Genomic DNA, 24182 nt, shown 5'->3' with positions numbered 1-24182 from the left:
CCCCGGTGTCCCCCGTGGTGCAGACCAGTGCGCACCGGAGTGCAGCTTCGCATGCCGACTGTCGCGCTGTCACGCCCCTCGCCCGCCGGACCTCCCCACCCCTCAACTTCCCTCCCCCGCAAGGCCCTCCACCCACCCGCCACCGCCCACGACCAGACCCCGGCCGTCGCTCAGAGCAGGTGGGCCGGTGGGTGGTCAGCTGTGGTTGACGATGACGGAGATGCCCCAGGCGATGGCGGCGAGGACGGTGGCGAAGCAGAGGGTGGCGAGTGCGCGGGCGGCTGGGCCGGCTGTGGGCGGGGTGGTGGTGGCTGGGGTGCCGGGTGGGGGTGGGGGGTTGAGGGCGCGTAGGCCGATGGCGAAGAGGGCCGGTAGGCCGGCGCCGGCGAGGAGGCCGACGAGGAGGATGCGCCAGAGTGCGTGGAGGTTGATCCAGGAGGTCACGAGGGTGCCTCGTTGATCTCGGGTGTGGGGGTGAGTGAGCCGGTCCAGGCGGCGTTGACGTTGTCGGGTGTGACGGGTGTGCGTCGGGAGGCGGCGAAGAAGGCGGTCGAGGCGAGGAGGAGCAGGACGAAGACGACGACGACGCCGGGGGTACCGCCGATCGCGTGGGCGGTCCAGTAGGCGGCGGCGCCGACGAGTGCGGAGGCGGGCAGGGTGAGCAGCCAGGCGAGGGCCATCCGGCGGGCGGTGTTCCAGCGGACGACGGCGCCTTTCCTGCCGACTCCGGAGCCGAGGATCGAGCCGGTGGCGACGTGGGTGGTGGAGAGGGAGTAGCCGAAGTCGGTGGCGGCGAGGATCACGGCGGCGGAGGCCGATTCGGCGGCCATGCCCTGGGGTGGTCCGATGTCGAGGAGGCCTTTGCCGAGGGTTCGGATGACGCGCCAGCCGCCGAGGTAGGTGCCCAGGGCGATGGCGATCGCGCAGGAGGTGATCACCCAGGTCGGCGACTGGGCGCCGGTGTGGAGGGTGCCGTTGGCGATGAGGGCGAGGGTGATGACGCCCATGGTCTTTTGTGCGTCGTTGGTGCCGTGGGCGAGGGAGACCATGGAGGCGGAGCCGATCTGGCCGAGTCGGAAGCCGTGGTCGCGGGGGCGTTCGGGGACGTGGTGGGTGAGGCGGTAGACGAGGTGGGTGCCGGCGACGGCGACGGTGCCGGCGATGAACGGTGACAGGGTGGCGGGCACGATCACTTTGGAGACCAGGCCCTGCCATTTGACGGCGGAGGTGCCGGCCGCGGCGATGGTGGCTCCGACGACGCCGCCGATGAGTGCGTGCGAGGAGCTGGAGGGGATGCCGAGGTACCAGGTGGTGAGGTTCCACAGGATGCCGCCGGCCAGGCCGGCGAAGACGACGACGAGGGTGACGTCGGCGCTGTCGACCAGGCCGCCGGCGATGGTCGCCGCGACGGCGGTCGACAGGAACGCGCCGACGAGGTTGAGTGCGGCGGAGAGGGCGACGGCCACGCGCGGGCGCAGGGCCTGGGTGACGATCGAGGTCGCCATGGCGTTGCCGGTGTCGTGGAATCCGTTGGTGAAGTCGAACCCCAGCGCGGTGACGACCACCAGAGCCAGGACCGCGTCGTTGCCGGTCACGGGCCCGAACCTAGCCCGCCGGCCGGATCGGCCCGATCCCCCGACGACCCGGCGCGCCGGAGCGCCACCGGCCCGCCACCCGATCGGACCAACGGCACGGCGTGCGGCCGCTACACCGGCGGCTCGGGGTAGTACTGGATGCCGTGCCGGACCTGCCGGGCGCGCTCGACCGAGTGCAGCCTGGCCACCAGGTGCAGCGCCATGTCGATGCCCGCCGAGATGCCGGCCGAGGTGATGAGGTCGCCGTCGTCCACGAAGCGCTCGTCCCGGCGGACGTCCGCGGTGGGCTCCAGCTCGGCGAGCAGGTCGAGTGACGACCAGTGCGTGGTGGCGGGCCGCCCGCGCAGCAGCCCGAGCCGCGCCAGGACGAGCGCGCCGGTGCAGACGCTGGTGGTCAGCGAGGCGGTGGCGGCCAGGCCGCGGACCCAGTCGAGGTGGTCGGCGTCCTCCAGCAGGGGGCGGGTGCCCTGGCCGCCGGGGTGCAGCAGCACGTCCGGCGCGGGCATCGCGTCCCGCGCTTGGTGGGCCTGCACGGTGAGCCCCTTGGCGCAGAGCACCGGGCCGCCGTCGCGGGAGACGCAGCTCACCGCCCAGCCGTCCTCCGGGAACTTGCGGGTCCAGTAGGAGAGGACTTCCCAGGGCCCGATCGCGTCCAGTTCCTCGACCTCGGGGAAGAGCAGGATCGCGATCTGCCGAGTGGTTCCGTCGTTCATGGCCGCCATCAAAGCAGAGGGTCCGGAACGCCCGCCAGCAGAATTCTCCCCCGCGGATGCGGCGAGGACCCGGTATCCGGCGCATGTCCGGAACCGGCCGCACGCGCGCAGCAGAGTCGGGGCGGATTCACTCCTCCCCGCACGTCCGAACGCGCACCGGACGACCGGTCGACAGCCGTCAAGTCGCGCCAATTCACTTGTGCTACAAGATTTCTGACGATGAGACAGATCGTTGACAGCGGTACGGACCCGTGCCTGTCGGGAAGAAGTCCGTCGACGGCCGTTCGCCGCGGGACGCGCGCCGGGGGCGTCGTGGAGGTCCGGGCGGGGCGCGCCGCCGACGGCGACGCCCGCACCCGGACCTCGGGTCACCTCATCGCGCCGCGCCCGCCACCGCGCGCTGGGCGTACTCGACCGCGCGCAGCGCGTGCGGGATGTCCTCGTCCTTCTGGGGGAAGTTCAGGACCAGGGTGGAGACGCCCAGGTCGAGGTAGCGGGCGAGCTCCGCACCCACCTCCTCGTGACTGCCCACCAGGAAGGGGCAGAACTCCAGCGTGGTCCGGAACGGGTGGAGCCAGTAGGCCCCCCGCGCCTTCCCGGCACCGGACGAGTCCTTCCAGAGCCTCCGGTGCCACTGGGAGTCGACGTCGCCCTGGGCGGCCTCGTGCGCGCGCTCGGCCCACTCCGCACCCGGGTACCTCCGGTGCGCGACGTGCCACGCCTCCTCGCTGTCGTCGCGCGCGATGATGCCCACGCGGATCCCGACCCCGGCGAGGGCGGAGGGGTCGTCCGCGTACTCCTCGACCGCTCGCGGGTACGTGAGCCGGGTGCATCCCAGCGCCGTGGCCGCGTCGTGGGCGTCCGTCGACGAGCCGCCCAGGAAGACCCGCGGCTCCAACCCCTCGGGGAGCTTGGGGTACAGCACCGCCTTGCGCAGCTCGAAGTGCTCGCCCTTGCGAGTCAACGGCTCCTCGGCCCGGAGCAGTTCGGAGACCATGCTCCCGTACTCGACGAGCCGGTCGTAGCGTTCGCGGTGCGGGAGGAACCCCGCCAGCGCGTCGAGGTCGGGGCGGTAGCCGCCGGTCACCAGGTTCAGGTCGATCCGCCGGCCGTGCAGCGAGGCCAGGCTGCTGACCATGCGGGCGGCGGCGTACGGGTGCATGTAGACGGGCTGGACGGCGACCAGCGGGACCAGGGAGGTGGTCCGGTGCAGGATCTGCTGCGCCGCCAACCAGGGGTCGAAGGACGAGTTGTCCGTGAAGATCAGCAAGCCTTCGAGACCGGCGGCCTCGGCCCGGGCCGCCGTCTTCATGATCGACTGCGAGAACTCCTCGGGCGGGCGGCCGTAGGACGGCGGACAGGTGGCGTAGACATCGATCACGGCGGTCTCCTTCGTCGGCGTGGACCCGACCATGCAAAACCGCCCCGCCCGTCATGGGCAGCCCCCGAAAGCGGGGACAGCCCGAGGCCCGCGGCGGCGGGGTTCAGCGGACGGGGGTGCCGGGGGCGGGACGGCCGGCGGGCAGCAGGCGCACCGTGGCGGCCAGGGCGACGGCGACGGCGAGCGCGGCGGCCAGCGCGGCGGTCTCCGGGCCCCAGAGCTGCCAGGCGAACCCCATGAGCACGGACGAGCCGAGGTAGCCCAGGGCCTGGCCGCTCTGGATCAGGGCCAGCCCGGTGGTGCGCAGCCGCGGGGGGAGCACCGGGCCCGCCAGTGCCATCAGCACGCCGTCGGTGGCGGCGTAGAAGAAGCCGTAGAGCGCCGGCACGGCGAGGACGAGGAGCCGGCCGTGCGCGGCGCCGGCGAGCAGCAGGTAGACCGCGGCCAGCGCGGCGTACCCGGCGAGGACGACGATCCGCCGGCCGTACCGGTCGGCGAGGTACCCGACCGGGACCGCCAGCAGCAGGTAGGACAGCGCGGTGCCGACGGCCAGCAGCGGGAACCAGCCGACGGACACCTCCTCGCGGCGCTGCAGCATCAGGTAGACGAAGCCGTCGCCGACGGTGGCGAGTCCGAGCAGGCCGGCCGCCGCCAGCAGGCGGCGGACCGGGGCCAGGCGCAGCAGTCCGGCGGAGTCCCGCAGCGACGCCCCCTCCCCCGGCGGCCCGGGTTCCCGGTGGTCGCGGACGAACAGGACGAGCAGGACGAGCCCGAGGAGGCCCACGCAGAAGCTGGTGACGAAGACCGCGTCGAAGGCCTGGCCCGCCGCGGCGAGCACGGCCAGGGCGACCAGCGGGCCGGCGAACGCGCCGGCGGCGTCCATCGCGCGGTGCACGCCGAAGGCCCGGCCGAGGGCGTGCGGCGGAGCGGACAGGGTGATCAGGGCGTCCCGGGGCGCGGCCCGCAGGCCCTTGCCGGCCCGGTCGGCGGTGATCGCCAGCCCGATCGCCGGAGCCGAGTGGCCGGCCGCGAGCAGGCCGATCCGCGCGGCGGCCGAGAGTGCGTAGCCGAGGCCGGCGACGGCCTTGCGGCGCCTGATCCGGTCGGCGAGGTAGCCGCCGACCAGGCGCAGCAGCACGGTGGCTCCGCCGTACAGGCCGTCGAGCGCCCCGTAGGCCACGGGGCCGAGCTGGAGGCCCATCACCAGGTAGAGCGGCATGACCGCGGTGACCATCTCCGCGGATATGTCGGTGGTCAGGCTGACCGCGCCGAGCGCGAACACGTTGCCGCCGACCGCCTTCCAGCGGTGGCGGCCCGGTCCGGCACCGTCCGGGGCGCTCGTGCCGGCGTCGATCGTGGTCAGGTACACGGGCAGTGATCCTCCGGGTTCGGGGCCCAGGGCGTGTTCGCAAAGTCCCGCCGGGGCGGCGACGCGGCTTTGCGAACACGCCCTGGACCGGTCAGCGCAGGACGGCGGGTGACTCCGCGCCGGCGGCCAGGAGGACCGGCTCCCCGGAGCCGTCCGCGGGGACCCGCCAGACGTCCGAGCCGGTTCCGGAGCGGGGCAGGGCGTAGGCCACCGTCGCGTCGTCGAGCCAGGCGGCCTGGTCGTCGACGCTGCGGGTCTCGGCCAGCGCGGTCTCGGTCAGGTCGGCGAGGGTGAGCACGGTGAGGCGCCATCCGCCGCCGGGCAGCGCCTTCTTGTACGCGAGCCGGGTGCCGTCGGGGGACAGCGACGGGCACTCGACGTTGTCCTTGAGTTCGTGCAGGTCGCGGGCGGCGAAGTCGCCGGCCACCAGGCGGCGGTGGCCGTCGGTGGACATGGTGGCGTAGAACCGGTTGTCGTCGGCGGCGAACGTGACGCCCCAGAAGTTGGCGTCCGGGGCGGGCGGGCGTCCGTCGACGGTGAAGTTCTCCAGGTTGCCCGCGAGTTCGCCGGTGCGGGTGTCGAGGATCCCGGAGCGGGTGGAGAACCGGCCGCCGTTGTAGGAGTCGCCCGCGACGAAGACCGTCCAGGAGACCATGCGGCCGTCGGCGGAGACCCGGGCCCGGCTGGGTACGCCGTTGAGCGGGATGTTCCGCACCTCCGCGAGGGTCCGGTCGAGGACCACGAGGCGGGCCGAGACGGCGCCCTCGCGCAGGCAGACGCCGGTGCCGGCGGCCGCGTAGAGCCGTGCGCAGCCGACGGGCGCCACGGTCCGGCCGCCGTCCTCGTGCCGGACCGCGAGCCGGCCGGTGGCGGTGTCGCGGACGAGCAGCCCGGGCCCGTCGAGGGTGACGCCGGAGCCGGCGGCGCCCGGCGCCGGTCCGGCGCGGAGGACGGTGTAGCCGACGGCGACGGCGGCGAGCAGGACGGCGCAGGCCAGCGCGGTGACGATGCGCCTTCTCACGGTGGACGTCCTTCCTACGGGTCGGGCCGGGTCGGGTCAGGCGGGGCGGCTCAGGGCGGGGCGGGGCTGCGGCCGGGGTGGCGCGCCCTTCAGGAGGCCGTCCACACGTCCGTGATCGGGGCGGCCGTCGCGGCGTTGCCCAGCGGGCTCAGCCCGTAGGCGTCCTCGATCGTCCGCAGCACGTTGTAGTGGTTGATCTGCTGGGAGTACGTCCCCGGCCGCACCTTGTCGCCGACGAACACGGTGGCGATCTGGTTGACCGAGCTGAAGTTGTCCTCGTCGAAGGTGACGACGAGCAGGCTGTTGTGGGTCTTGGCCCACTGGGCGTAGCCGTCGAGGTTGCCCTTCAGCCAGGTGTCGCCGTCGCCGACCGAGCAGTCGTGCATGTCGTTGCACAGGTCGGGGATGACGAACGAGACCGTCGGCAGCTTGCCGTAGTCGGCCGGGAAGCCGTCGTAGCCGACGTGGGCCGTGGGCGGGACGTTGTCGAAGTTCACCCAGGGGCTGTGCTTGCGGACGTAGCGGCCGCTGGTGCAGCCGGTGAACCCCTCGGAGGGCAGGCCCTCGGAGTAGCCCTTGAAGGTGAGCCCGGCCTCGATCAGCTGGCTGCCCAGGTTGGCCTTGCCGGTGAGGTCCACCGGGCAGGCGTCACCGGTGACCCCGTGCTGGGAGCCGGAGAACAGGGCCATGTAGTTGCCCTGGCTCGGGTGGGTGACACCGAACGACTGGCTGAAGCTCGCGCCCTGCGCGGCCAGCGAGTTGATGTACGGCGCGTTGTGGTTGCCGATGACCGCCGAGTAGTCCTTGTTCTCGAACAGGACGATGACGATGTGGTCGTAGCGGGGGACCGGGGCCTTCGCGGCGGCTGCCGGGGTGCCCGCCGAGGACCCGGACCGGGTGGTCGCGACCACGACGGCCGTCAGGGCGACCAGGGCCGCCACGACCGCGGCGGTCACGAGTTTCGTCCTGCTCATGCTGCTCCCTGCTCGTCGGGTCGGTGAAGCCGTCGGTGAGGCCGTCGGTGAAGCCCTCGGTGAGGCCGCCGGCAAAGCCGTGGGTGGGGTGGTCGGTGGAGCCGCGGGACGCGGGCGGCCGGGTCACGGCGGGCGCGGGACTCCGGCGCGCGGTCGGCGCGGGCACCGGATCGCCGACCTGCCGGTCGGTCCCCCACCCGCACCCTGCGAAGATGCATGCGTCAGCACATGATCATGCCAACCGCGAGGAGCGCCCATCACGTCACGTGAACCAGGTACACGGACCCCGGTCTCGGCCTCCGAGACGGTCAGTAAACTGCCGATCGGGCAGCAGGGCGGAGAGCTGAACCTTCCAAGATATCGGTTATCCGGTACGGAGGAGGAGATTCCTGCTTCCACGAAGGAAACAAGACATAACGATCTGAAATCCACGGGGGGAAAAATGATCAAGATAGACGTCCTGGACCGCAGCCCGGTCTTCCTCTTCGGCGTGAAGGCGGTCTTCACGGCAGCCGGGATCACGGACGTCACGACCCGGCTCTCCTCGGTCCAGGAACCGTGTTGGGCCGCGGACGTCCACCTGATCGACCCGGAGGCGGTCGTCGAGGCGGATCCGGTCGAGTACGTGGCACGGATCGCCAGACTCGCGCCCGTGATCATGCTCACGAGCAGCACGTCGGCGTTCCCGCCCTGGGCCTTCCTCGAAGCCGGGGCACGCGGCCTGGTCAGCCGCTTCGACGAGTCGGGCGTCTTCGTGGAGGCCGTCAAACAGGTCGCCGTCGGCGGGCTGTTCCGGCCGGAGGGCGAGGAGGCGGCGTCCGGCCCCCCGGACGCGGGGAGTGCCGCCGAGGCCGGTCCGGCGCTCTGCCTCTCCCGGCGGGAGGAGCAGGTGCTCGCGCAGATCGCGCACGGGCTGACCCACAGCCAGGTCGCCACCCGGCTCGGGATCAGCCGGCACACGGTCGACACCTACGTGAAGCGGATCCGCTCCAAGACCGGCGCGGGGAACAAGGCCGAGCTGACCCGCGCCGCGCTGCTCGCGCGCACGCACCGGGTGCCCGAGCCCTCGTCCTGAGGCACCCCGCCCGGCGGTGTCCCTCGTTCAGGCGTCATGTCCGCACCCGGCCGAAAGCCTAGGGTCGGGGGCCGGACACGGATGACGGGGTGATCAATGCGTACCAGTGCACCAGTCGGCCGACTCCCGCTCGCCGGCAACTGGTCGATGTGGGACCTGTCGGGACTGCGGAGCGCCGGGACACCCGCACGCCGTCTGCTCACCGATCCGGGACCGGACGGTCTCGGCCCGGTGCGCGACGCCGTCGCGGACCCGTGGTTCGTCGGCGCGATCGCCTGGCAGAACCCCGACCTGGTCCGCGACTGGCTCGGCGCGCGTCACCGCGCCGCGCTCACCGGCGCGCCCGTCCCGACCCCCAAGGCCTCGCACCAGCGGATACTCGGCGCCTACCTGCAGCGCTACGCCGCCAAGAACGACGTCATCGGCTTCTCCGGCCCCACCTGCGCGGCCCGTTGGAGCGACGACGCCGGACAGCCGCTGCTCGTCCGCCCCGGGCCGGGCATCACCGGCCCGCCGAGGGTCCGCTTCGAGCCCTGGGCGCTCTCCTTGCTGGTCGACACCTGGGCCGCCCGGCCGCCGCTGCGCTGGCACATGCCCGTCGCCCGGGACCGCAGCTCGATGGTCCACGAGGGCCGCTGCTTCCGCGGCGCCGGGCCGCAGGACCTCACTCCCCCGCAGGCGGAGATCCACCGGCGCGCCGACGGGCTGCGCAGCGCAGCGCAGCTCTTCGAGGAACTGGCGGACCTCGGCCTCGCGAAGGACCGGGAGTCCTTCACCGCGGAGCTGACCGCGCTCACCGGCCTCGGCATCGTGGACTGGCGCTTCCCCGTCCCGCTCGACCACCGGCCGGAGGCCGCACTGCGCGACCGGATCGCGCTGGTCCCCGACGAGGAGGTGCGCACCGAACTCCTCGACGCACTCGACCGCCTCGACGCGGGCCGCGCGGAACTCGGCCGGCTCGCCGCCGCCGGACCGGACCCGCTCCCGCTGACCGAGGCGATGTCCGCACTGGACGCCGAGTTCGCCTCGCTCACGGGCGGATCCGCGCGCCGGCAGGCGACCGGCCGCCGCACCGGCCACGGCCGCCGCCTCGTCTACCTGGACACCACCCGCGACGTCGAGGTCGTCATCGGCCCGGAGCTCCGGGCCGCGCTCGCCGAACCGCTCGGCCTCCTCCTCGACAGCGCCCGCTGGCTGACGGCCCGGGTCGCGGACCTGGTGCGGGAGACGCTGGGCGCCGCCCTCGACCGCCACGGACCGGAGCCGATGCCCCTGCTCGCCGCCTACCCGGACGTCCGGGCGGCGCTCGACGGCGGCCCCGGCGGCCGGCTGCGCGCCCTGCTCGACGAACTCCGCCACCGGTGGGCCGGGATCCTCGCGGCCTCCCCGGACCAGCGGCGGGTCGACCTCGACGTGTCCGAGGTGGCGGACCGGGTCCGGACGGCCTTCGCCGCCACGGACTACGGCTGGGCCGCCGCCCGCCAGCACTCCCCGGACGTGATGCTCGCCGTCGACCGCTGGGAGGACGGCCGCCCGGCCGACTTCCGCTGGGTGCTCGGCGAACTGCACCTGGGCGTCAACACCCTGGAGAACCGCGTCTTCGTCACCGGGCAGCCGGACGCGGACGTGATCGAGTCCTCGGTGGCCGAGGACTTCGCCGGCGGGCGCATCGTGTCCACCTTCGACCGCACCTCCGCCGAGTTCAACGCCCGGGTCTACCCGCCGCTCAGCTTCGACCTCCCGGACCGCTACCAGCACTGGGCCTGGCACGCCACCGACACCCTCCCGCCCGAGCGCGACCGGATCCCCGGCGCCGCGCTCTGGCTCTACCGCGACCGGCACGGCAGGCTCCGGGTCTTCAGCGTCGAGCGGGAGTTCAAGGCCGACGCGGTCGAGATGCTGGGCGAGTTCCTGAGCGGCTGCGTGGCGGAGCACTTCGGCGTGCTGCCCGCGGACTGGACGCACCTGCCGAGGGTGACCGTCGGCCGGCTCGTCGTCGTGCGCGAGACCTGGCGGATCCCCGCGCGGGAGCTGACCGGCACGGCGGACCTCGCCGCCCGCGGAGTCCCGCGGCACTCCTTCGCGATCGTCCCCGGCGAGGCGAAGCCGATCCTCGTCGACCTGGAGAGCCGGGTCTCCGCGCTGCAGTTCACCCGCTCGGTCCGCCGCGCCCTGGAGGCCGACCCGGACGCGGACGTCACCGTCTCGGAGATGCTCCCCGACTTCGACCAGCTCTGGCTGCACGACGCACAGGGCCGGCGCTACACGTCCGAACTGCGCGTCGTCGCCGTGGACACGACCCCCCACGAACGGGTGCTGCCGTGCCCCTGACCCCCGCCCCCGACACGGTCTTCGCCCCCGGGCTCGACGCACTCGGCCCGGCCGCCGCCCTGTTCGACGACGACTCCCTCGGCCTGTACGGCAGCGCCCCGTGGCTCCGCGCCCACGAGGTCCTGGACGACGGCACGGCCGGCTACCTCGGCGTGTCCGACCGGGGCACGCCGATCGGCGCGGGGCGGCTCGCGTTCCCCGCCGAGGAGCCGAACGCCGCCTACCGGCCGCACGTCATGTTCCCGTTCCGGCCGGACCGGCCGTACGCCCTGCTCGGGCCGCGCCGGGGCTACCGCGCCCAGCTGCCGCTGGCCGCGCCCGGCGCCGCCGGGGCCCTGCTCCGCGCGGCCGCCGAGGAGGGCGGGCGGCACGGCCGGCGCTGGCTGTACGCCCTGCACCTGACCACGCCGACGGCGGACGCGATCAGCCGGGACCGGGCCGCACTGCCGATCCTGGCACCGGTCTTCGACACCGTCGTCCCGCTCCGGGGCGAGTCCGTGCGGGAACACCTGGACAGCACCGGCGGCTACCGCCGCCAGCTCCGCCGCGAGCGCGCCCGGGTCGCCGCCATGGACCTGCTGCTCGGCCGGGAACGCCTCGCCGACTGCATCGAGGAGATCGTCCCGATGCGGCAGGAGACCTTCCGCCGGCACAACTCGCACCGGACCGCGGAGGACATGCTCCGCGAACTGCGGCTGATGAGCGATCGACTGGCGCCGTACGAGACCCTGTTCACCGTCCGGGAGCCGGTGGGCCGGCGCCTGCTCGGCTACTCGCTGTTCTACGAATGGGGCGGCTGGCTCTGGGGGCGCAGCCTCGGCCTGGCCGAGGAGCTGCGGACCAACACGACCCCGCTGATGTTCGAGCTGGAGTTCTACCTGCCCATGGAGCTCTGCTTCGAGCGCGGACTGCGGGCGTTGCACCTCGGACCCGCCAGCTACGAGAGCAAGCTGCGGCGCGGCGCCGTTCCGGTGCCGCTCTGGCAGGTGGGGCTGTTCGACGGCGAGGAGACGTTCCCGGCGGACGGCGTGGCGCGCTGGACGGACCACGTCCTGGACAGGTTCCGGGCCGAGTGCGACCCCCGGTCGCTGCCGACGGGCTTCCTCGCCGAGGTCCGCCGGCAGGCCTTCGCCCGCGGGCGCGCCCACTTCGGTGACGACCACCCTGACCTGGTGGAGACGGGGAGAGAGCATTGAGCACCGACACCACCGACACTGCCGGCACCCCCGGCACCGTCGAAGCCGTCGCGGCGGCCTTCAACCGGCTCTGCCGCGAGTCGCCCGTGCTGCGCACCACCGCCGCCGAACTCGCCGCCGGGAAGTACCGCTGGGAGGGCGTCAACAGCGGCTACCTGCCGCGGCCGGTCTTCGCGCCGCTCGGCGACCTGCGGTCCTTCGCGGAGGACGTGCTGACCGTCCTGCGGGTCACCACCCGGCTGCCGGAGCGCCTGTTCGACGGGGACCTCGACCGCTACTGCGCCTTCCTGGGCATCGACGAGCGCCGCGCGGCCCTCCTGCGGCGGCTGGACACGGCGCAGGCGTTCTACGGGCGCGCCGACGCGTACCACGACGGAACCGGCTTCAAGCTGCTGGAGACCGGCCTCTCCAGTTCGGTCGGCTGCGCCGAACAGACCGCGTTCAATCCGCGCACCTGGCTGTCGCTCCCCGAGGTCGACGCCTTCGCCCGCCGCCACGGGCTCGGCCACGCCTCGGCCGTCGAGACCCTGGCCCGGCTGCTCCGGCAGGCCGCCGGGACCGTCCGCCCGGGCGGCGAGCCCGTCGTCGTGCTCACCGAGGGGCCCGGTGCCCTCGCCGAGCACGGCTACGGGTGGCAGCCGCTGCGCGCCGCGCTGCGGGAGCTCGGCGTCGACTGCCGGGTGGCCGAGCTCGACGACCTCCGGCTCGGCCGCGGCCGCCTCCTGCTGCGGACCGGCTCCGGCGAGGTGCCGGTCGACGTGGTGGTGCGGTGCTTCAACAGCCACCAGGTGCTGTCCCACCCCGAGGGGCCCGCCATGCTGGAGACCGTGGCCCGGGCGCACGAGGAGGGCCTGGCGGTGTTCTGGTCGCCGCTGAGCACCGAACTGTTCTCCGACAAGGGCTGCCTGGCGCTGCTCTCCGACCCGGGACTGCGGGCCGCCGACCACGAGGAGCGGGCGGCGATCGACCGGATCGTGCCGTGGACCAGGCTGCTCACCGCCGACGGCGGCCCCACCCGGGACGAACTGCTGGAGGAGTGCCGGGCCCGGCGCACCGAACTGATCGTCAAACCCACCGTCGGGTACGGCGGGCGCGGCGTGGTCGCCGGCTGGGAGTGCGACCCGCGGCGCTGGGACGCGGTGCTGGACCGGGCGTCGCGCGGGTCCGCCGTCGTGCAGGCCCGGGTCACGCCGAAGCCGGAGCCGGTCTACGACCCGCGGACCGACCGGGACGAGCCCTGGGACGTCGTGCACGGGATCTTCTACTCGCCGGCCGGCTACACCGGTTCGCTCGCGCGCGCGGTGCCGACCGGCACGGGCGCCGTCATCAACCTCACGACCAACCAGGACATCCGGTTCTCCGCCGTGTTCCACCACGGCGGCGAGGAGGGCGGCGGCGCGTGCCCGGTGTGAACCTGACCCGCGGGGAGGCCGCCGAACGGGCCCGGACGGTACGGGTCGACCGGTACGCCGTCCGGCTCGACCTCGCCCCGGCACCGCGGGGCGGCACCTTCCGCTCCGTCACGCACGTCCGGTTCACCGGGCTCGTCCCGGGTGCCGCCACCTTCGTCGACCTGGTCGCCGCGGCCGTGCACTCCGTGGAGTTCAACGGCCGCCCCCTCGATCCCGGGTCGGTCTGCGCCGACGGCAGGCTCCGGCTCGACGGGATCGCCGCCGACAACGAGCTGCGCGTGGTCGCCGACTTCGCCTACGGCGACGGCGGCGGCCTGCACCGGTTCGTCGACCCCGACGACTCCGAGGTCTACCTCCACACCCGGTCCGACGCCGCCGGGGCCCGCCGGATCGCCGCGGTCTTCGACCAGCCGGACCTGAAGGCGTCGTTCACCCTCACCGTGACCGCCCCGCCGGGCTGGCGGGTGATCGGCAACTCGCCACCGGACGGCCCCGCCCGGTCGGAGGCCCGGGGCGAGGTCCACCGCTTCGCGCCGACGCCGCGGATCCCCCCGCACGCCGTGTCCGTCGCCGCGGGCCCCTACAGCGAGCTGACCGACGGGTTCGACGGCCGCTCCGGGACGGTCCCGCTCGCCCTGTACTGCCGGCGCTCGCTCGCCGGCCACCTCGACGCCGAACCGCTGTTCCGGCTCGTCCGCGACGCCCTCGCCCGCTGCGAGCGGCGCTTCGGGACGGCCTACCCGTTCGCCGCCCACCAGCAGGTGCTCGCTCCCCGGCCCACCGCACCGGTACCGGCGAGCGCGGGCCTGGTGACGCTCGACGACTCGTTCGTGTTCCGCTCGCCCGCCCACGCCGAGCCCGAACTGCGCGAGACGGCGGTGCTGAGGGCGGTCGCGCGCGCCTGGCTCGGCGGCCTGGTGACCCCCCGCTGGTGGGACGAGCTCTGGCTGACCGAGGCGCTGACCGCCCACGCCGCCGCGGAGTGCGCCGCCGGAGCGCCCGACGCGCACGGCCCCGCCGCCTGGGCCGCGTTCGCGAACACCGTCAAGAGCGCCGCCCACGCCCGGGAGCTCATGCCGTCGGCCGGCCCGGTGCTCGCCGAGGTGGCCGACCTGCGCGGCATCCGGACGGCCGTCGACCAGGTCACCTGGGCCAAGGGCGCCGCCCTGGTGCGGCAGTTCGCCGCCCAGGCCGGACCGGACCGCTTCGACGCCGGGCTGGGCGACTGGCTGCGCCGCCACGGGTGGGGCAACGCCACGCTCGACGACCTCCTGTCCGCGGTGGCCGACCACTGCCCCGGAGCGGAGCTCCGGGAGTGGTTCACGGCCTGGCTGCGCTCGGTGGGCACCGCCGTGCTGCGGCCCGTGATCGAGCCGGCCGCCGACGGGTCGATCCGTTCGCTCGGCATCGTGCGGGAGGCGCCCGCGCTGCCGGGCACCGGCGGCGGACCGACACCGCCGCCCGACCGGCACCGGCTGGGCGTCCGCGTCTACACCTCCGGCGACGGCGGGACGCTGCACGCCGAGGACCTGGAGGTCGAGCTGTCCGGCGCCCGGACCGAGGTGACGGCCCTGGCGGGCCGCCCCCGCCCGGCGGCCGTGCTGCTCAACGCCGACGACACCGCCTACGCCCGGATCCGGCTCGACCCGGACTCGCTGGACACGCTGGCCCGCCGCTACACCGCGCTCACGGATCCGCTGGCCCGGTCCCAGTTCTGGTCCGCGGCCTGGGACATGACCCGGACCGCCGAGCTGCCGGGCCGCCGCTTCGTCGGGCTGGCCGCCGCGGCCGCGCCGCTCGAACCGGAACCCACCCTGGTACGGCGGCTGCACGGCCGGGTGCAGCTGGCGCTGCGGCTCTTCACCGACCCGGCCTGGGCCGAGCGGGGCGGGGCGGACTGGGCCGACGTCTGCCTGGAGCAGGCCCGCGGCGCGCGGCCCGGCTCCCGGCGGCAGACGCACTGGTTCCAGGCCTTCCTGGCCTCCGCCTCCGCCCGCCACACCGGGCTCCTCCGGTCGCTGGCCGACGGCGGCCCGGCCGACGGGGCGGCCCCGGGGATCCCGCTCGGCGGCGGAACGCGCTGGTCGGCGCTGGAGCGCCTGGCCGTGCTGGGAGCCGCCGACCGGGACCTGATCGAGGCCCGGTCGCGCGCGGACGACACGCCTCGCGGACGGTGGCGCGCGGCGCTCTGCCTGGCCGCCCGCCCGGATCCGGCCGCCAAGGCCGAGTCCTGGGCCCTGATCACCGGGGAGGGCGCGCCCGATCCGGCGATCAGGCAGGCCACCGCCTCCGGCTTCGCCATTCCGGCCGCCCGGGCGGAGGTCCACGCCCCTTACGTGGCACGGTACTTCGAGGAGATCGACCGCTGGTGGGCCGACGGCGGCGAGGCCGGGCTGGCCCTCATCGGGCAGCTCTACCCGTACTACGGCGTCGATCCGGCCGTCCTGGAGCTCACCGACGCCTGGGGGGAGCGGACCCGCTCCGGTGCGCCGGTGCGGCGGCTGCTCGCCGACGCCCGCGAGACCATGCGGCTGGCGGTCCTGGCCCGCGCCGCCGACCGCGCGGACGACCGGGCTGCCGACCGCGCTACCGACCGCGCTGCCGACCGGGCGGACTATCAGGGGAACGACGGACGGCCCACCGCGTGAGCGGCGGCCGGGGGGCTGCGGTCCCCCGGCCGGTCCGCACGGCAGGCCCCTACAGGCACTGGGTGAGGTTGAGCCCGCCGTCCATCCGCAGGGTCACACCGGTGATCCAGCCCGCCAGGTCCGACGAGAGGAAGACCGCGGCGGCGGCCACGTCCTCCGGGGTGCCCAGCCGGCGCAGCGGCACCGCCGGCACCAGGTTGGCGAACGCCTGCGCCCCCGCGTCCGCGTCCTCCGAGGCCGGCCTGCCGAGCATGTTCTCCCAGACCCCCTTGGTCGGGATCGGGCCGGGCGCGATGCAGTTGGCCCGGATGCCGTAGGGCCCCCACTCGGAGGCCCAGGAGGCCGTCAGGGAGGAGATGGCGGTCTTGGCCGCACCGGCGTGGGAGAAACCGGGGAAGCCGTGCTCGGCCGCCGCGATGCCGATCGAGAGCACCGAGCCGTGGCCGGTGGCCTTCAGGTCGTCGAAGAAGGCGCGGGTCACGTGGTAGGTGCCCAGCAGGTCCGTCTCCAGGACGGCGCGCATCGCCCGGGAGGTCATCCGCTCCGCGGGCAGGCGGAAGTTGGCGGCCGCGTTGTTGACCACGATCGCGGCGGAGCCGCAGCGGGCCCGGACGAAGTCCCGCAGCCGGGCCACCTCGTCCTCCTCGCGCACGTCGCAGGGCACGCTCCAGGCCGGGCGCCCGGTGCGCCGGGCGATCTCGACCTCGGCGGCGGCGAGCCGCTCGGCCGAGCGGGAGGCGATGACCACCGAAGCGCCCGCCTCGGTGAGCGCGCAGGCGACCGCGAGGCCGATGCCGGTCGCGCCGCCGGTGACCACGGCCACCCGGTCGGCCAGCAGGACGGGGCTGAACGGGGGCGGTACGGTCATCGCACGCGGCTCCAGGATCTCGGGGGGACACCGGTGCCGGGGCGGCGGCCGTCGAGGCCCTCCCCCGGCAGCGTGATCCTCCAGCCGGCCGGGGCGGCGGGCACGTCCCCGGTTCCGGGGGCATGACCGGCGCGCAGGGCCTGCCTACCCTGATCCCCGTGCGCATGACCGTCAACCAAGCCTCCCCGCCCTGGTTCGTCCCGCTCGTCGAGAACCCCGACCGGCCGGTGCGCGTCTTCGCCATGCCCCAGGCCGGCGCCGGCTGCTCGACCTTCGGCGACTGCGCCGCGCGGCTGTCCGACAACGCGGCGCTGTACGGGCTGAACCTGCCCGGACGCCAGGCCCGGTTCGGCGAACCGGGCCGGACCGAGCTCGCCCCGCTGGTCGCCGAACTCGTCGAGGAGCTGCGCGGCTTCACCGACCGCCCCTACGTCCTGGTCGGCTACTGCTCCGGCGCCGCGCTGGCGTACCTGGTGGCCCGGGCGATGCACGCGGCCGGACTGCCGCTGCCGCGCGCGCTGGTGGCGATCTCCTTCCCCGGGCCCCAGTTCACCGAGATGGAACAGGACGTGCACGCCCTGCCGTCCGCGGAGTTCTGGGACCGGATCACCTCCTCCGGCGGCTTCCCGCCGCAGCTGGCCGCGCAGCCCGGGTTCCGGGAGATCTTCGAGCCCGCGCTGCGGGCCGACTACGAGCTGTTCGCGGGGTTCCGGTACACGGAGCTGCCCCGCATGCCGCTGGACGTCTCGGTGGTCATCGGCCGCCACGATCCGGCGCTGCAGAACCCCATCGACCTCGTCGGCTGGAGCGCCCAGACCAGCCGCACCTGCTCCGTGCACCTGGTCGAGGGCGACCACTGGCTTCTGGAGGGCGCCCCGGACACGGTCGCCCGTCTCGTGGAGGACGCATGCCGGACCACGGCGAACTGAACCGGAAGATCCGCGCCGCCTTCGCCGCGCACCGCCCGCCGGCCTGCACCGACCTGGGCGAGGACAGCAACTTCTTCGAGGCCGGCTACACCTCGGTCGGACTGGCCGCCGTGGTGACGGCGCTGGCCGACGACGGCGTGGAGCTCACCCTGATCGACGTCTTCCGCTACCCGACCCGGCGCGCCCTGTCCGCCGAGGCGGCCCGGCGCCACGGCGGCCCGCAGGCCCCGTCCCCGGGCGGCCGGCGGGCCCTTCCGTGGGAGACCGGTCCTCGGGACTGACCCCCGGCCCAGGCCGTACCGCACCCCCGTCACGCCGGCGGGGGGAGGGACCACCCTCCCCCCGCCGGCGTTCGCGCGCTCAGCCCGCCGTCGCCAGGGCGAGCTCCGCCGCCACCTGTTCGAGCACCCGGTCGCGGTGGTCGAGCAGGTAGAGGTGCCCGCCCTCGAAGATCCGGACCGGACCGGTGGCGGTGCTGTGCCGCCACCAGTCGGCCACCTCGTCCACCCGGACCTCGGCGTCGTCCGCCGCGGCCAGCAGGCTCACCCGCACGTCCAGCGGCGGCTGCGGCTCGTACCGGTACGCCTCGCAGGCCTCGAAGTCGGCGCGGATCACCGGAGCCATCCACAGCAGCAGTTCGCGGTCACGCAGGGCGGACACCGACGGCCCCGCCATCTCGTCCAGCCGGCGCAGCAGCGCCTCCTCGTCGAGGGTGCTCGCCGCCGGCCGCCAGGGCGCCAGGTCGGGCGAGCGCATCGCCGAGAGGAAGAGCTGCACCGGAGCCGGTCCGCCGGTGCTGCGCAGCAGCCGGGCCAGTTCGAAGGCGAGCAGCGCTCCCATGCTGTGCCCGAAGAACGCGAACGGCCGGTCGAGCAGGGGCGTCGCGGCGGTCCGGAGCGCTTCGGCCATGTCCGGGATCCGGCGCAGCGGCGGCTGTCCGATCCGGTCCTCGCGGCCCGGCAGCTGCACCGTCCACACCTCGGCGGCGAGGTCGGCGGGCAGCTGCCAGGAGGCGTACCCGAGCGAGCCGGAGCCCGCCCAGGGCAGGCAGAACAGCCGCAGGGCCGGATCGGGGTGCGGGGAGCGGCAGCGGAGCAGCTCCCCGGCGGTCCGGGTCACCGGCCGCCACCGGCTTCCACGATCTCCCGGAGCCCGCCGAAGGTCCGGACCTCCAGCAGCAGCCCGATGCTGAGTTCGAGGCCGTGGACGGCCCGGATGCGGCCGATGAGTTCCACCGCGGACAGCGAGTTGCCGCCGGCCTCGAAGAAGTCCTCGTCGTCGCCGGTCGGCGGGACGCCGATGGCGTGCTGCCACAGGCCGGCCAGGCCGGTCGGCGCGGCGGCCGGGGCGGCGGACGGGACGGCGGGTGCGGCGGGCGCGGCCGGGACCGTGACCGGTGCCGCCGGGGTGACCGGTACGGCCGGGGTGACCGGTGCCGCCGGGGCCGCCGCCGGTGCGGGCCGCGGGACCGGGTGGTCCGCCCGCGCCGCCGGGACGGGGGCGGCGGGCGCCACGGCGAGCGGTACCGGCCGGCCACCGACGTGGGGCCGGACCAGCACGGACCGCGGGGTGTCACCGGAGAGCAGCCGGAGCAGCAGCCGCATGCCCTCCTCCGGGTCCAGGCCCTCCTCCTCCGGACGCTCCGGGGCCGCCGCCGCGCGCGGGCCCGCGGCGGCCTGCGGCCGGTCCCAGCCCGGCTCGAAGGCGACCCGTCGCATGGTGAAGCCCTCGACCCGGGCCAGCACCGTGCCGTCCGGGGCGATCATGTCGACGTCCCCGATGGCCGTGTCCGGATCGGCGGGCGTCCGCCGCACGTGGCTGTAGAACTCCCCCGGCAGGTCCGCGTGGACGACCAGCCGGCGGTAGATGAAGGGCACGAAGGCCCCCTCCCCGGAGGAGCGGACCCCGGCGGTGGCGGTGTCCAGGAGCGCCGGGTGCAGGCGGTGCCCGGGCAGGTCGCCGGCCAGGGCGGACGGCAGCTCCAGCCGGAGCAGCCGCTCCGTGCCGTCCTCGCGGACGTCCCGGATGTTGCGCCAGCGCGGGCCCATGGTGAAGGCCAGATCGGTCGGCACCTTGTCGGCCGGCGTGCTGCCCTCCGCCTCCAGGCGGGCGATCAGGCCCGCGAGGTCGACCCGCCGCCGCTCGGCGCCCACCCCGGCCGCACGGCCGGTGACGTGCTCGGTCCACCCGTCGTCCGGCCGGGCCGCGGGCCGGGAGACGACGGTGAACGCGTACCCGGTGCCGTCCGGTGCGTCGGTGAACTCCACCCGCAGGCGCCGGGTGTCCTCGTCCGAGAAGGGCGCGCGGAAGACCACGTCGGTGAGTTCGACGTCCTCGCCGGGCCGCGCGAGGTGCTCGGTGAACAGGCCCACCACCAGGTCGACGTAGGCGGCGCCCGGCAGCAGCGGGACCCGGCCGACCCGGTGCTCGTCGAGGACCCAGTGGGTCCCCGGGCCGAGATCGCCCTCCCACCGGAAGGCCGGCGCGGGAGGCCCGGCCGGACCGCCGTCGGCCAGCCGTGCCACCAGCGCGGCCAGCCCGCCCAGGTCGGGGCCCTCGTGGTCGACCATGCCCTCGCCCTGCCACACCGGCCAGCCCACGCTCAGCACCCGGGTCGCGTGGAACGGCAGGGCCTCGGCCGCGGCGTCCAGGAAGGCGTTCGCGGCGGCGTAGTCGGCGGAACCGACCAGCCCCTCGGCCGCGGCGCGGCTGCTGAACAGCGTCACGAAGTCGAGCACCGGCCGGCCGGCCGTGGCCTCGGCCAGCAGCACCGTCGCCGTGGTCTTCGGGGCCAGCACCTCGGCGGCGTCGGCCTTCTCGCGGAAGGCGATCATGCGGCCGCCGCCGATGCCGGCCAGGTGGAACACCCCGTTCACCGCGCCGAACCTGTCCTGCGCGAGGTCGAGGGCGGCGTCCAGCACTCCGGGTTCGGTGACGTCGCCGCCGACCGCGAGGACCTCCGCACCGAGCGCGGTGAGTTCGGCCAGCGCGGTCCGCGCCCGCACCACGAACGGGTCGTCGGGGTCCGCCCCGGGGGCGGTCGGGTCGCGGCGGCCCAGCAGGACGAGGCGCGGGCGCTGCCCGGAGCCGGCCAGGTGGCGGGCGAGCGCGAGCCCCAGACCGCCGAACCCGCCGGTGACGAGGTAGACGCCGCGCTCGCGCAGCGCCTCGCGGACCGGGGCCGGCAGCTCCAGCGGCAGCTCGGCCGGCACCCAGCGGCGCGAACCGCGCAGGGCGGTCACCGGTCCGGGGTGCGGCCCGGCCAGCTCGGCCGCGAGTTCGGTGACCCCGGTGCGGTCGGCGGCGTCGACGACGGCCACCCGCATCCCCGGCGTCTCGGCCGCCAGGGTGCGGGCGAACGCCACCGCGGCGGCCCGAGCCGGCACCAGGGGGTCGCCGCCGCTGACGTCGACCGCCGCGCTGGTCAGGACGACGAAGCGGGGCACGGCCCGGCCCGGGGCACGGGTCAGCGCCAGCTTGGCGAAGGCCAGGAGGCTGAAGAACCCGGCGTCGAGCTCTCCGGCCGCCTGCTTGCCGGCGGGCTCCGTCCCGGCGGGCCGCTCCCCGGCCGCGGGCACGGCGCCGTAGCCGGCGGCGTGCAGGAACAGGTCGGCGTGGACGCCCCGTTCGGCGAGCACGCCGGCCAGGGCGGCGAGGTCCTGCGGCTCGCCGAGCCGGACCCGGAACTCGCCCGCCGACTCGCCCGGCGCGTCGCCGGGGCGGATCCGCACGGTGCGCCAGCCGGCCCGTTCCACCGCCAGCAGGACGGTCAGCGCCCGGTCGGGGTCGTCCGGGAGCAGGACCAGCGCGGTGCCGCCCGGACCCGGACCGTGGACCGGCCGGGGTGCCGGGGCGGAGAGCCACTCGACGACGCCCAGCGGGGTCGGTGCGGCACCGGCCGTCCCGTGGTCGGGCACCGGCCCGGCCTCGGTGGGGACAGCGGTGGGGGCAGCAGTGGGGACGGGGGCGGCGGTCCCGAGGTCCGTCGCGGCCCCGTGGTCCGCCGTGTGGTCCGCCCCGGGCTCCGCCGGCCCCTCGGCCGGCAGCGGGTCGACCCAGTGCCGGTCGCGCCGGTACGGATACCCCGGCACCGGACGGCGGCTGAGCGCCCGGGGCTGGCCCACGGCCTCCCAGTCCAGTGCGGCGCCGTCGAGCCAGATCCGGCCCGCGGCCAGCAGCGCGGCCGCCTCGTCGTCGCCGTTGCCCAGCGCGGCGACCGCGCGGACCCGGCCCTCCCCGGCACCCGCCGCCCGGCGCACCAGGGTGGTCAGGGTCTGGCCGGGACCGGTCTCCAGCAGGGTCCACTCCCCGGCCGCGGTCAGCGCCTCCAGGGCCGGACCGAACAGCACCGGCGCGGTCAGCTGCTCCGCCCAGAAGCGCGGGTCCGTCGCCTGTTCCGCCGTCAGCCGGCGCCCCGTCCGGCCCGAGTACAGGGGGATCGACGGGGCCCGGAGCGTCACCGCCCCGAACGCCTCGGCGAAGCGGTCGGCGGCCTCCGCCCAGCCCGGGTGGTGGAACGCCCGGGCGACCGGGAGGCGGCGGCAGGCCAGCTGCCGCTCGCGGAGCCGGACGGCCAGGTCGTCGAGTGCCTCCTCCGGGCCCGAGACCACCGTCTGCGCCGGCCCGTTCACCGCCGCCACGACGAGATCGGGCGACAGCAGTCCGCCGACCTGCCCGGCGTCGGCGGCCACCGCCAGCATCCCGCCGGGGCAGGGGTGCGCGGCCATGGCCGCCGCCCGGGCCGCGACCAGGTGCACCGCGTCCGGCAGGGTGAACACCCCGGCCACCGCGGCCGCCGCCAGCTCGCCGACGCTGTGGCCGAGGACCGCCGCCGGCTCGACCCCCCACTCCCGCCACATCGCGGCGAGCGCGTACTCGACCGAGAAGAGCAGCGGCTGCACCAGCTCGGTCTCCTCGGCGCGCTCCTCGGCGAGCCAGGCGTCCGTCCGGACCCCGGCCCGTTCGAAGAGGTCGAGGCACTCGTCCATGGCGACGCTGAAGGAACGCACCGTCCCGTACAGGCCGGCCGCCATGCGGGCCCGGTGCGCCCCCTGCCCGGGGAACAGGAAGGCCCGGCGGGCGTCCGGCCTGGTCCGGCCCACGGCGAGCCGCCCGCCGCCGGCCGCCAGTCCCTCGGCGGCGGACGCGGCCGAGGACGCCACCAGGGCGGCCCGTACCCGGTGGGCCGTGCGGCCGCGCTGCAGCGTCCCCACCGCGTCGGCGAAGCCCTCCTCGCCGCCGGCGCCGAACCAGTCGGCGAGCCGGCCGCGGAGCCGGTCGACGCCCTCCTCGTCGCGGGCCGACCAGACCACCAGCCGCGGCGCCTCCCGGCTCGGGAGCAGCGGCGCGACCGGGCCCTCGGCGAGGACGAGGTGCGCGTTCGTCCCGCCGATCCCGAGCGAGCTCACCGCGGCCACCCGGGGCCGTCCGGCCCGGCGGGGCCAGGCCCGGGAGCGGGTCGCCAGGTCGAAGGGCGAGCGGTCGAGCTCCAGCCTGGGGTTGGGCTCGTCGATGTTGATGCTCGGCACGATCGTCTCGTGCTCCAGCATGAGCACGGTCTTGATCAGACCGGCCACCCCGGCCACCGAGTTCATGTGGCCGATGTTCGACTTCACCGACCCGATCGCGGTCCGGCCCCGCATCAGCCGGCCGTCGTTGAGCGCCTCGTAGGCCTCCGTGAGCGCGGCCACCTCGATCGGGTCGCCGAGGCCGGTGCCGGTCGCGTGGGCCTCGACGTAGTCGACGTCGCCCGGCTCGACGCCGGCGAGCAGCATCGCCTCGGCGACCGCCGCGGACTGGCCGCCGACGCTCGGGGCGCTGAACGAGACCTTGTCGCTGCCGTCGTTGTTGACGGCGCTGCCGCGGATCACCGCCAGCACCCGGTCGCCGTCCGTGAGGGCGTCGTCGAGGCGCTTCAGCAGGACGACACCGGCGCCGCTGCCGAAGACGGTCCCGGACGCGGACGCGTCGAACGGACGGCAGTGGCCGTCCCGGGTGAGGACGCCGCCGGGGGTCCACAGGTGGCCGTGGCCCAGCGGGAGTTCCACGGTCGAGCCGCCCGCCAGCGCCGCGTCGCACTCGCCCGCGCGCAGCGCCTGGGCGGCCATGTGCACGGTGACCAGTGAGCTGGAGCAGGCGGTGAGCACCGTCATGCTCGGCCCGCGCAGGTCGAGCTTGTAGGAGACCAGGGTCGACAGGTAGTCGGCGTTGTTCAGGGTGAACAGCGCCATCCCGGGCGAGCCGGCCACCAGGTCGGGGCGGGTGGTGAGGATGTGCCGCAGGTAGGAGTTCGGGCCGGTGGTGCCGAACACGCCGACGCTGTCGGGCAGCGCGAACGCGTCGTAGCCCGCGTGCTCCACGGCCGCGTGGCACAGCTCCAGGAAGGTCCGGATCTGCGGGTCGGCGATCCGGGCCTCGGCGGCGGTCATGCCGAAGAGGTCCGCGTCGAAGCGGTCCACCTCCGGCATCTCCGGCGCGGCCGGCACGTAGTCGGGGTCGGCGGCCTCGGCCGTCGGCACGCCGGCCTCGGCCAGCGCCTCGGGGTCGAAGAAGGAGACGGTCTCCCGTCCGCCCGCCAGGTTCTGCCAGAAGCTCTCCAGGTCGGGTGCGCCAGGCAGCTTGCAGGCCATGCCGATCACCGCGATCGGCTCCACGGAGTCGGCCACAGCCG

At 75.3% G+C, this 24182-nt stretch carries 17 protein-coding genes; 7 read left to right on the top strand and 10 right to left on the bottom strand.

What is annotated here, in order from left to right; all coding sequences use genetic code 11:
* Nucleotides 1–195: 195 nt before the first annotated feature.
* The 7 genes from AC067J_RS27630 to AC067J_RS27600 form a co-directional block, all read right to left on the bottom strand.
* Complete coding sequence (locus AC067J_RS27630) at nt 196–444, bottom strand: hypothetical protein (RefSeq protein ID WP_478303611.1); 249 nt, start codon at nt 442–444, stop codon at nt 196–198.
* Nucleotides 441–1595 (bottom strand): inorganic phosphate transporter, encoded by a 1155-nt coding sequence (locus AC067J_RS27625; RefSeq protein WP_478303609.1) that lies wholly within the window; start codon nt 1593–1595, stop codon nt 441–443. Before AC067J_RS27625 ends, AC067J_RS27630 begins: the two co-directional genes overlap by 4 nt.
* A gap of 110 nt (nt 1596–1705) precedes the next feature.
* Entirely contained in the window at nt 1706–2308 is a 603-nt protein-coding gene (locus AC067J_RS27620; protein WP_478303607.1) for a DJ-1/PfpI family protein, read from the bottom strand.
* Nucleotides 2309–2681: 373 nt separating this feature from the next.
* Complete coding sequence (locus AC067J_RS27615) at nt 2682–3689, bottom strand: LLM class flavin-dependent oxidoreductase (RefSeq protein ID WP_478303605.1); 1008 nt, start codon at nt 3687–3689, stop codon at nt 2682–2684.
* A 103-nt stretch (nt 3690–3792) separates the two neighbouring features.
* Nucleotides 3793–5058, bottom strand: a complete 1266-nt coding sequence (locus AC067J_RS27610; protein ID WP_478303603.1) for an MFS transporter — start codon at nt 5056–5058, stop codon at nt 3793–3795.
* 91 nt (nt 5059–5149) lie between these two features.
* Nucleotides 5150–6079, bottom strand: a complete 930-nt coding sequence (locus AC067J_RS27605; protein WP_478303601.1) for a hypothetical protein — start codon at nt 6077–6079, stop codon at nt 5150–5152.
* An 89-nt stretch (nt 6080–6168) separates the two neighbouring features.
* Entirely contained in the window at nt 6169–7053 is an 885-nt protein-coding gene (locus tag AC067J_RS27600) for an alkaline phosphatase family protein (RefSeq protein ID WP_478303599.1), read from the bottom strand.
* A gap of 442 nt (nt 7054–7495) precedes the next feature.
* On the opposite strand from AC067J_RS27600, the gene AC067J_RS27595 reads away from it, so the two are divergent.
* From AC067J_RS27595 to pepN, 5 genes are all read left to right on the top strand, one after another.
* Nucleotides 7496–8128, top strand: a complete 633-nt coding sequence (locus tag AC067J_RS27595; RefSeq protein ID WP_478303597.1) for a helix-turn-helix transcriptional regulator — start codon at nt 7496–7498, stop codon at nt 8126–8128.
* Nucleotides 8129–8224: 96 nt separating this feature from the next.
* Nucleotides 8225–10459 carry a lantibiotic dehydratase gene (locus AC067J_RS27590; RefSeq protein WP_478303595.1) on the top strand — a complete coding sequence of 745 codons (2235 nt, stop codon included), beginning with the start codon at nt 8225–8227 and terminating at the stop codon, nt 10457–10459.
* A complete protein-coding gene (locus AC067J_RS27585; RefSeq protein WP_478303593.1) occupies nt 10450–11655 on the top strand; it encodes a peptidogalycan biosysnthesis protein in 1206 nt (401 codons plus the stop codon). Before AC067J_RS27590 ends, AC067J_RS27585 begins: the two co-directional genes overlap by 10 nt.
* Complete coding sequence (locus tag AC067J_RS27580) at nt 11652–13067, top strand: ATP-grasp domain-containing protein (protein WP_478303591.1); 1416 nt, start codon at nt 11652–11654, stop codon at nt 13065–13067. The genes AC067J_RS27585 and AC067J_RS27580 overlap by 4 nt, the downstream gene beginning before the upstream one ends.
* Nucleotides 13055–15715, top strand: a complete 2661-nt coding sequence (gene pepN, locus AC067J_RS27575) for an aminopeptidase N (protein ID WP_478303589.1) — start codon at nt 13055–13057, stop codon at nt 15713–15715. Before AC067J_RS27580 ends, pepN begins: the two co-directional genes overlap by 13 nt.
* A 49-nt stretch (nt 15716–15764) precedes the next feature.
* Here pepN and AC067J_RS27570 read toward each other — a convergent pair whose 3' ends face one another.
* A complete protein-coding gene (locus tag AC067J_RS27570; RefSeq protein WP_478303587.1) occupies nt 15765–16583 on the bottom strand; it encodes an SDR family oxidoreductase in 819 nt (272 codons plus the stop codon).
* Nucleotides 16584–16747: 164 nt separating this feature from the next.
* Here AC067J_RS27570 and AC067J_RS27565 point away from each other — a divergent pair, with 164 nt between their 5' ends.
* Nucleotides 16748–17512, top strand: a complete 765-nt coding sequence (locus AC067J_RS27565) for a thioesterase II family protein (RefSeq protein ID WP_478303585.1) — start codon at nt 16748–16750, stop codon at nt 17510–17512.
* Nucleotides 17491–17793, top strand: coding sequence for an acyl carrier protein (locus tag AC067J_RS27560; RefSeq protein WP_478303583.1), 303 nt, complete (start codon nt 17491–17493; stop codon nt 17791–17793). The genes AC067J_RS27565 and AC067J_RS27560 overlap by 22 nt, the downstream gene beginning before the upstream one ends.
* Nucleotides 17794–17872: 79 nt before the next feature.
* Here the strand turns inward: AC067J_RS27560 and AC067J_RS27555 are convergent, their stop codons facing one another.
* A complete protein-coding gene (locus AC067J_RS27555; protein ID WP_478303581.1) occupies nt 17873–18631 on the bottom strand; it encodes a thioesterase II family protein in 759 nt (252 codons plus the stop codon).
* Nucleotides 18628–24177 carry an SDR family NAD(P)-dependent oxidoreductase gene (locus AC067J_RS27550; RefSeq protein ID WP_478303579.1) on the bottom strand — a complete coding sequence of 1850 codons (5550 nt, stop codon included), beginning with the start codon at nt 24175–24177 and terminating at the stop codon, nt 18628–18630. The genes AC067J_RS27555 and AC067J_RS27550 overlap by 4 nt, the downstream gene beginning before the upstream one ends.
* Nucleotides 24178–24182 lie beyond the last annotated feature (5 nt).

The sequence above is a fragment of the Kitasatospora sp. NPDC042419 genome, from assembly GCF_056437345.1.
Note: the sequence above shows the minus strand (reverse complement) of the source record. Positions and strands in the feature narration are given on the sequence as shown.

What these genes read in the sequence shown, in the direction of transcription:
- AC067J_RS27620 (WP_478303607.1), bottom strand. Translation starts at nt 2,308, where the DNA reads ATGAACGACGGAACCACTCGGCAGATCGCGATCCTGCTCTTCCCCGAG.
- AC067J_RS27600 (WP_478303599.1), bottom strand. Translation starts at nt 7,053, where the DNA reads ATGAGCAGGACGAAACTCGTGACCGCCGCGGTCGTGGCGGCCCTGGTC.
- AC067J_RS27595 (WP_478303597.1), top strand. Translation starts at nt 7,496, where the DNA reads ATGATCAAGATAGACGTCCTGGACCGCAGCCCGGTCTTCCTCTTCGGC.
- AC067J_RS27590 (WP_478303595.1), top strand. Translation starts at nt 8,225, where the DNA reads ATGCGTACCAGTGCACCAGTCGGCCGACTCCCGCTCGCCGGCAACTGG.
- AC067J_RS27570 (WP_478303587.1), bottom strand. Translation starts at nt 16,583, where the DNA reads ATGACCGTACCGCCCCCGTTCAGCCCCGTCCTGCTGGCCGACCGGGTG.
- AC067J_RS27565 (WP_478303585.1), top strand. Translation starts at nt 16,748, where the DNA reads ATGACCGTCAACCAAGCCTCCCCGCCCTGGTTCGTCCCGCTCGTCGAG.
- AC067J_RS27560 (WP_478303583.1), top strand. Translation starts at nt 17,491, where the DNA reads ATGCCGGACCACGGCGAACTGAACCGGAAGATCCGCGCCGCCTTCGCC.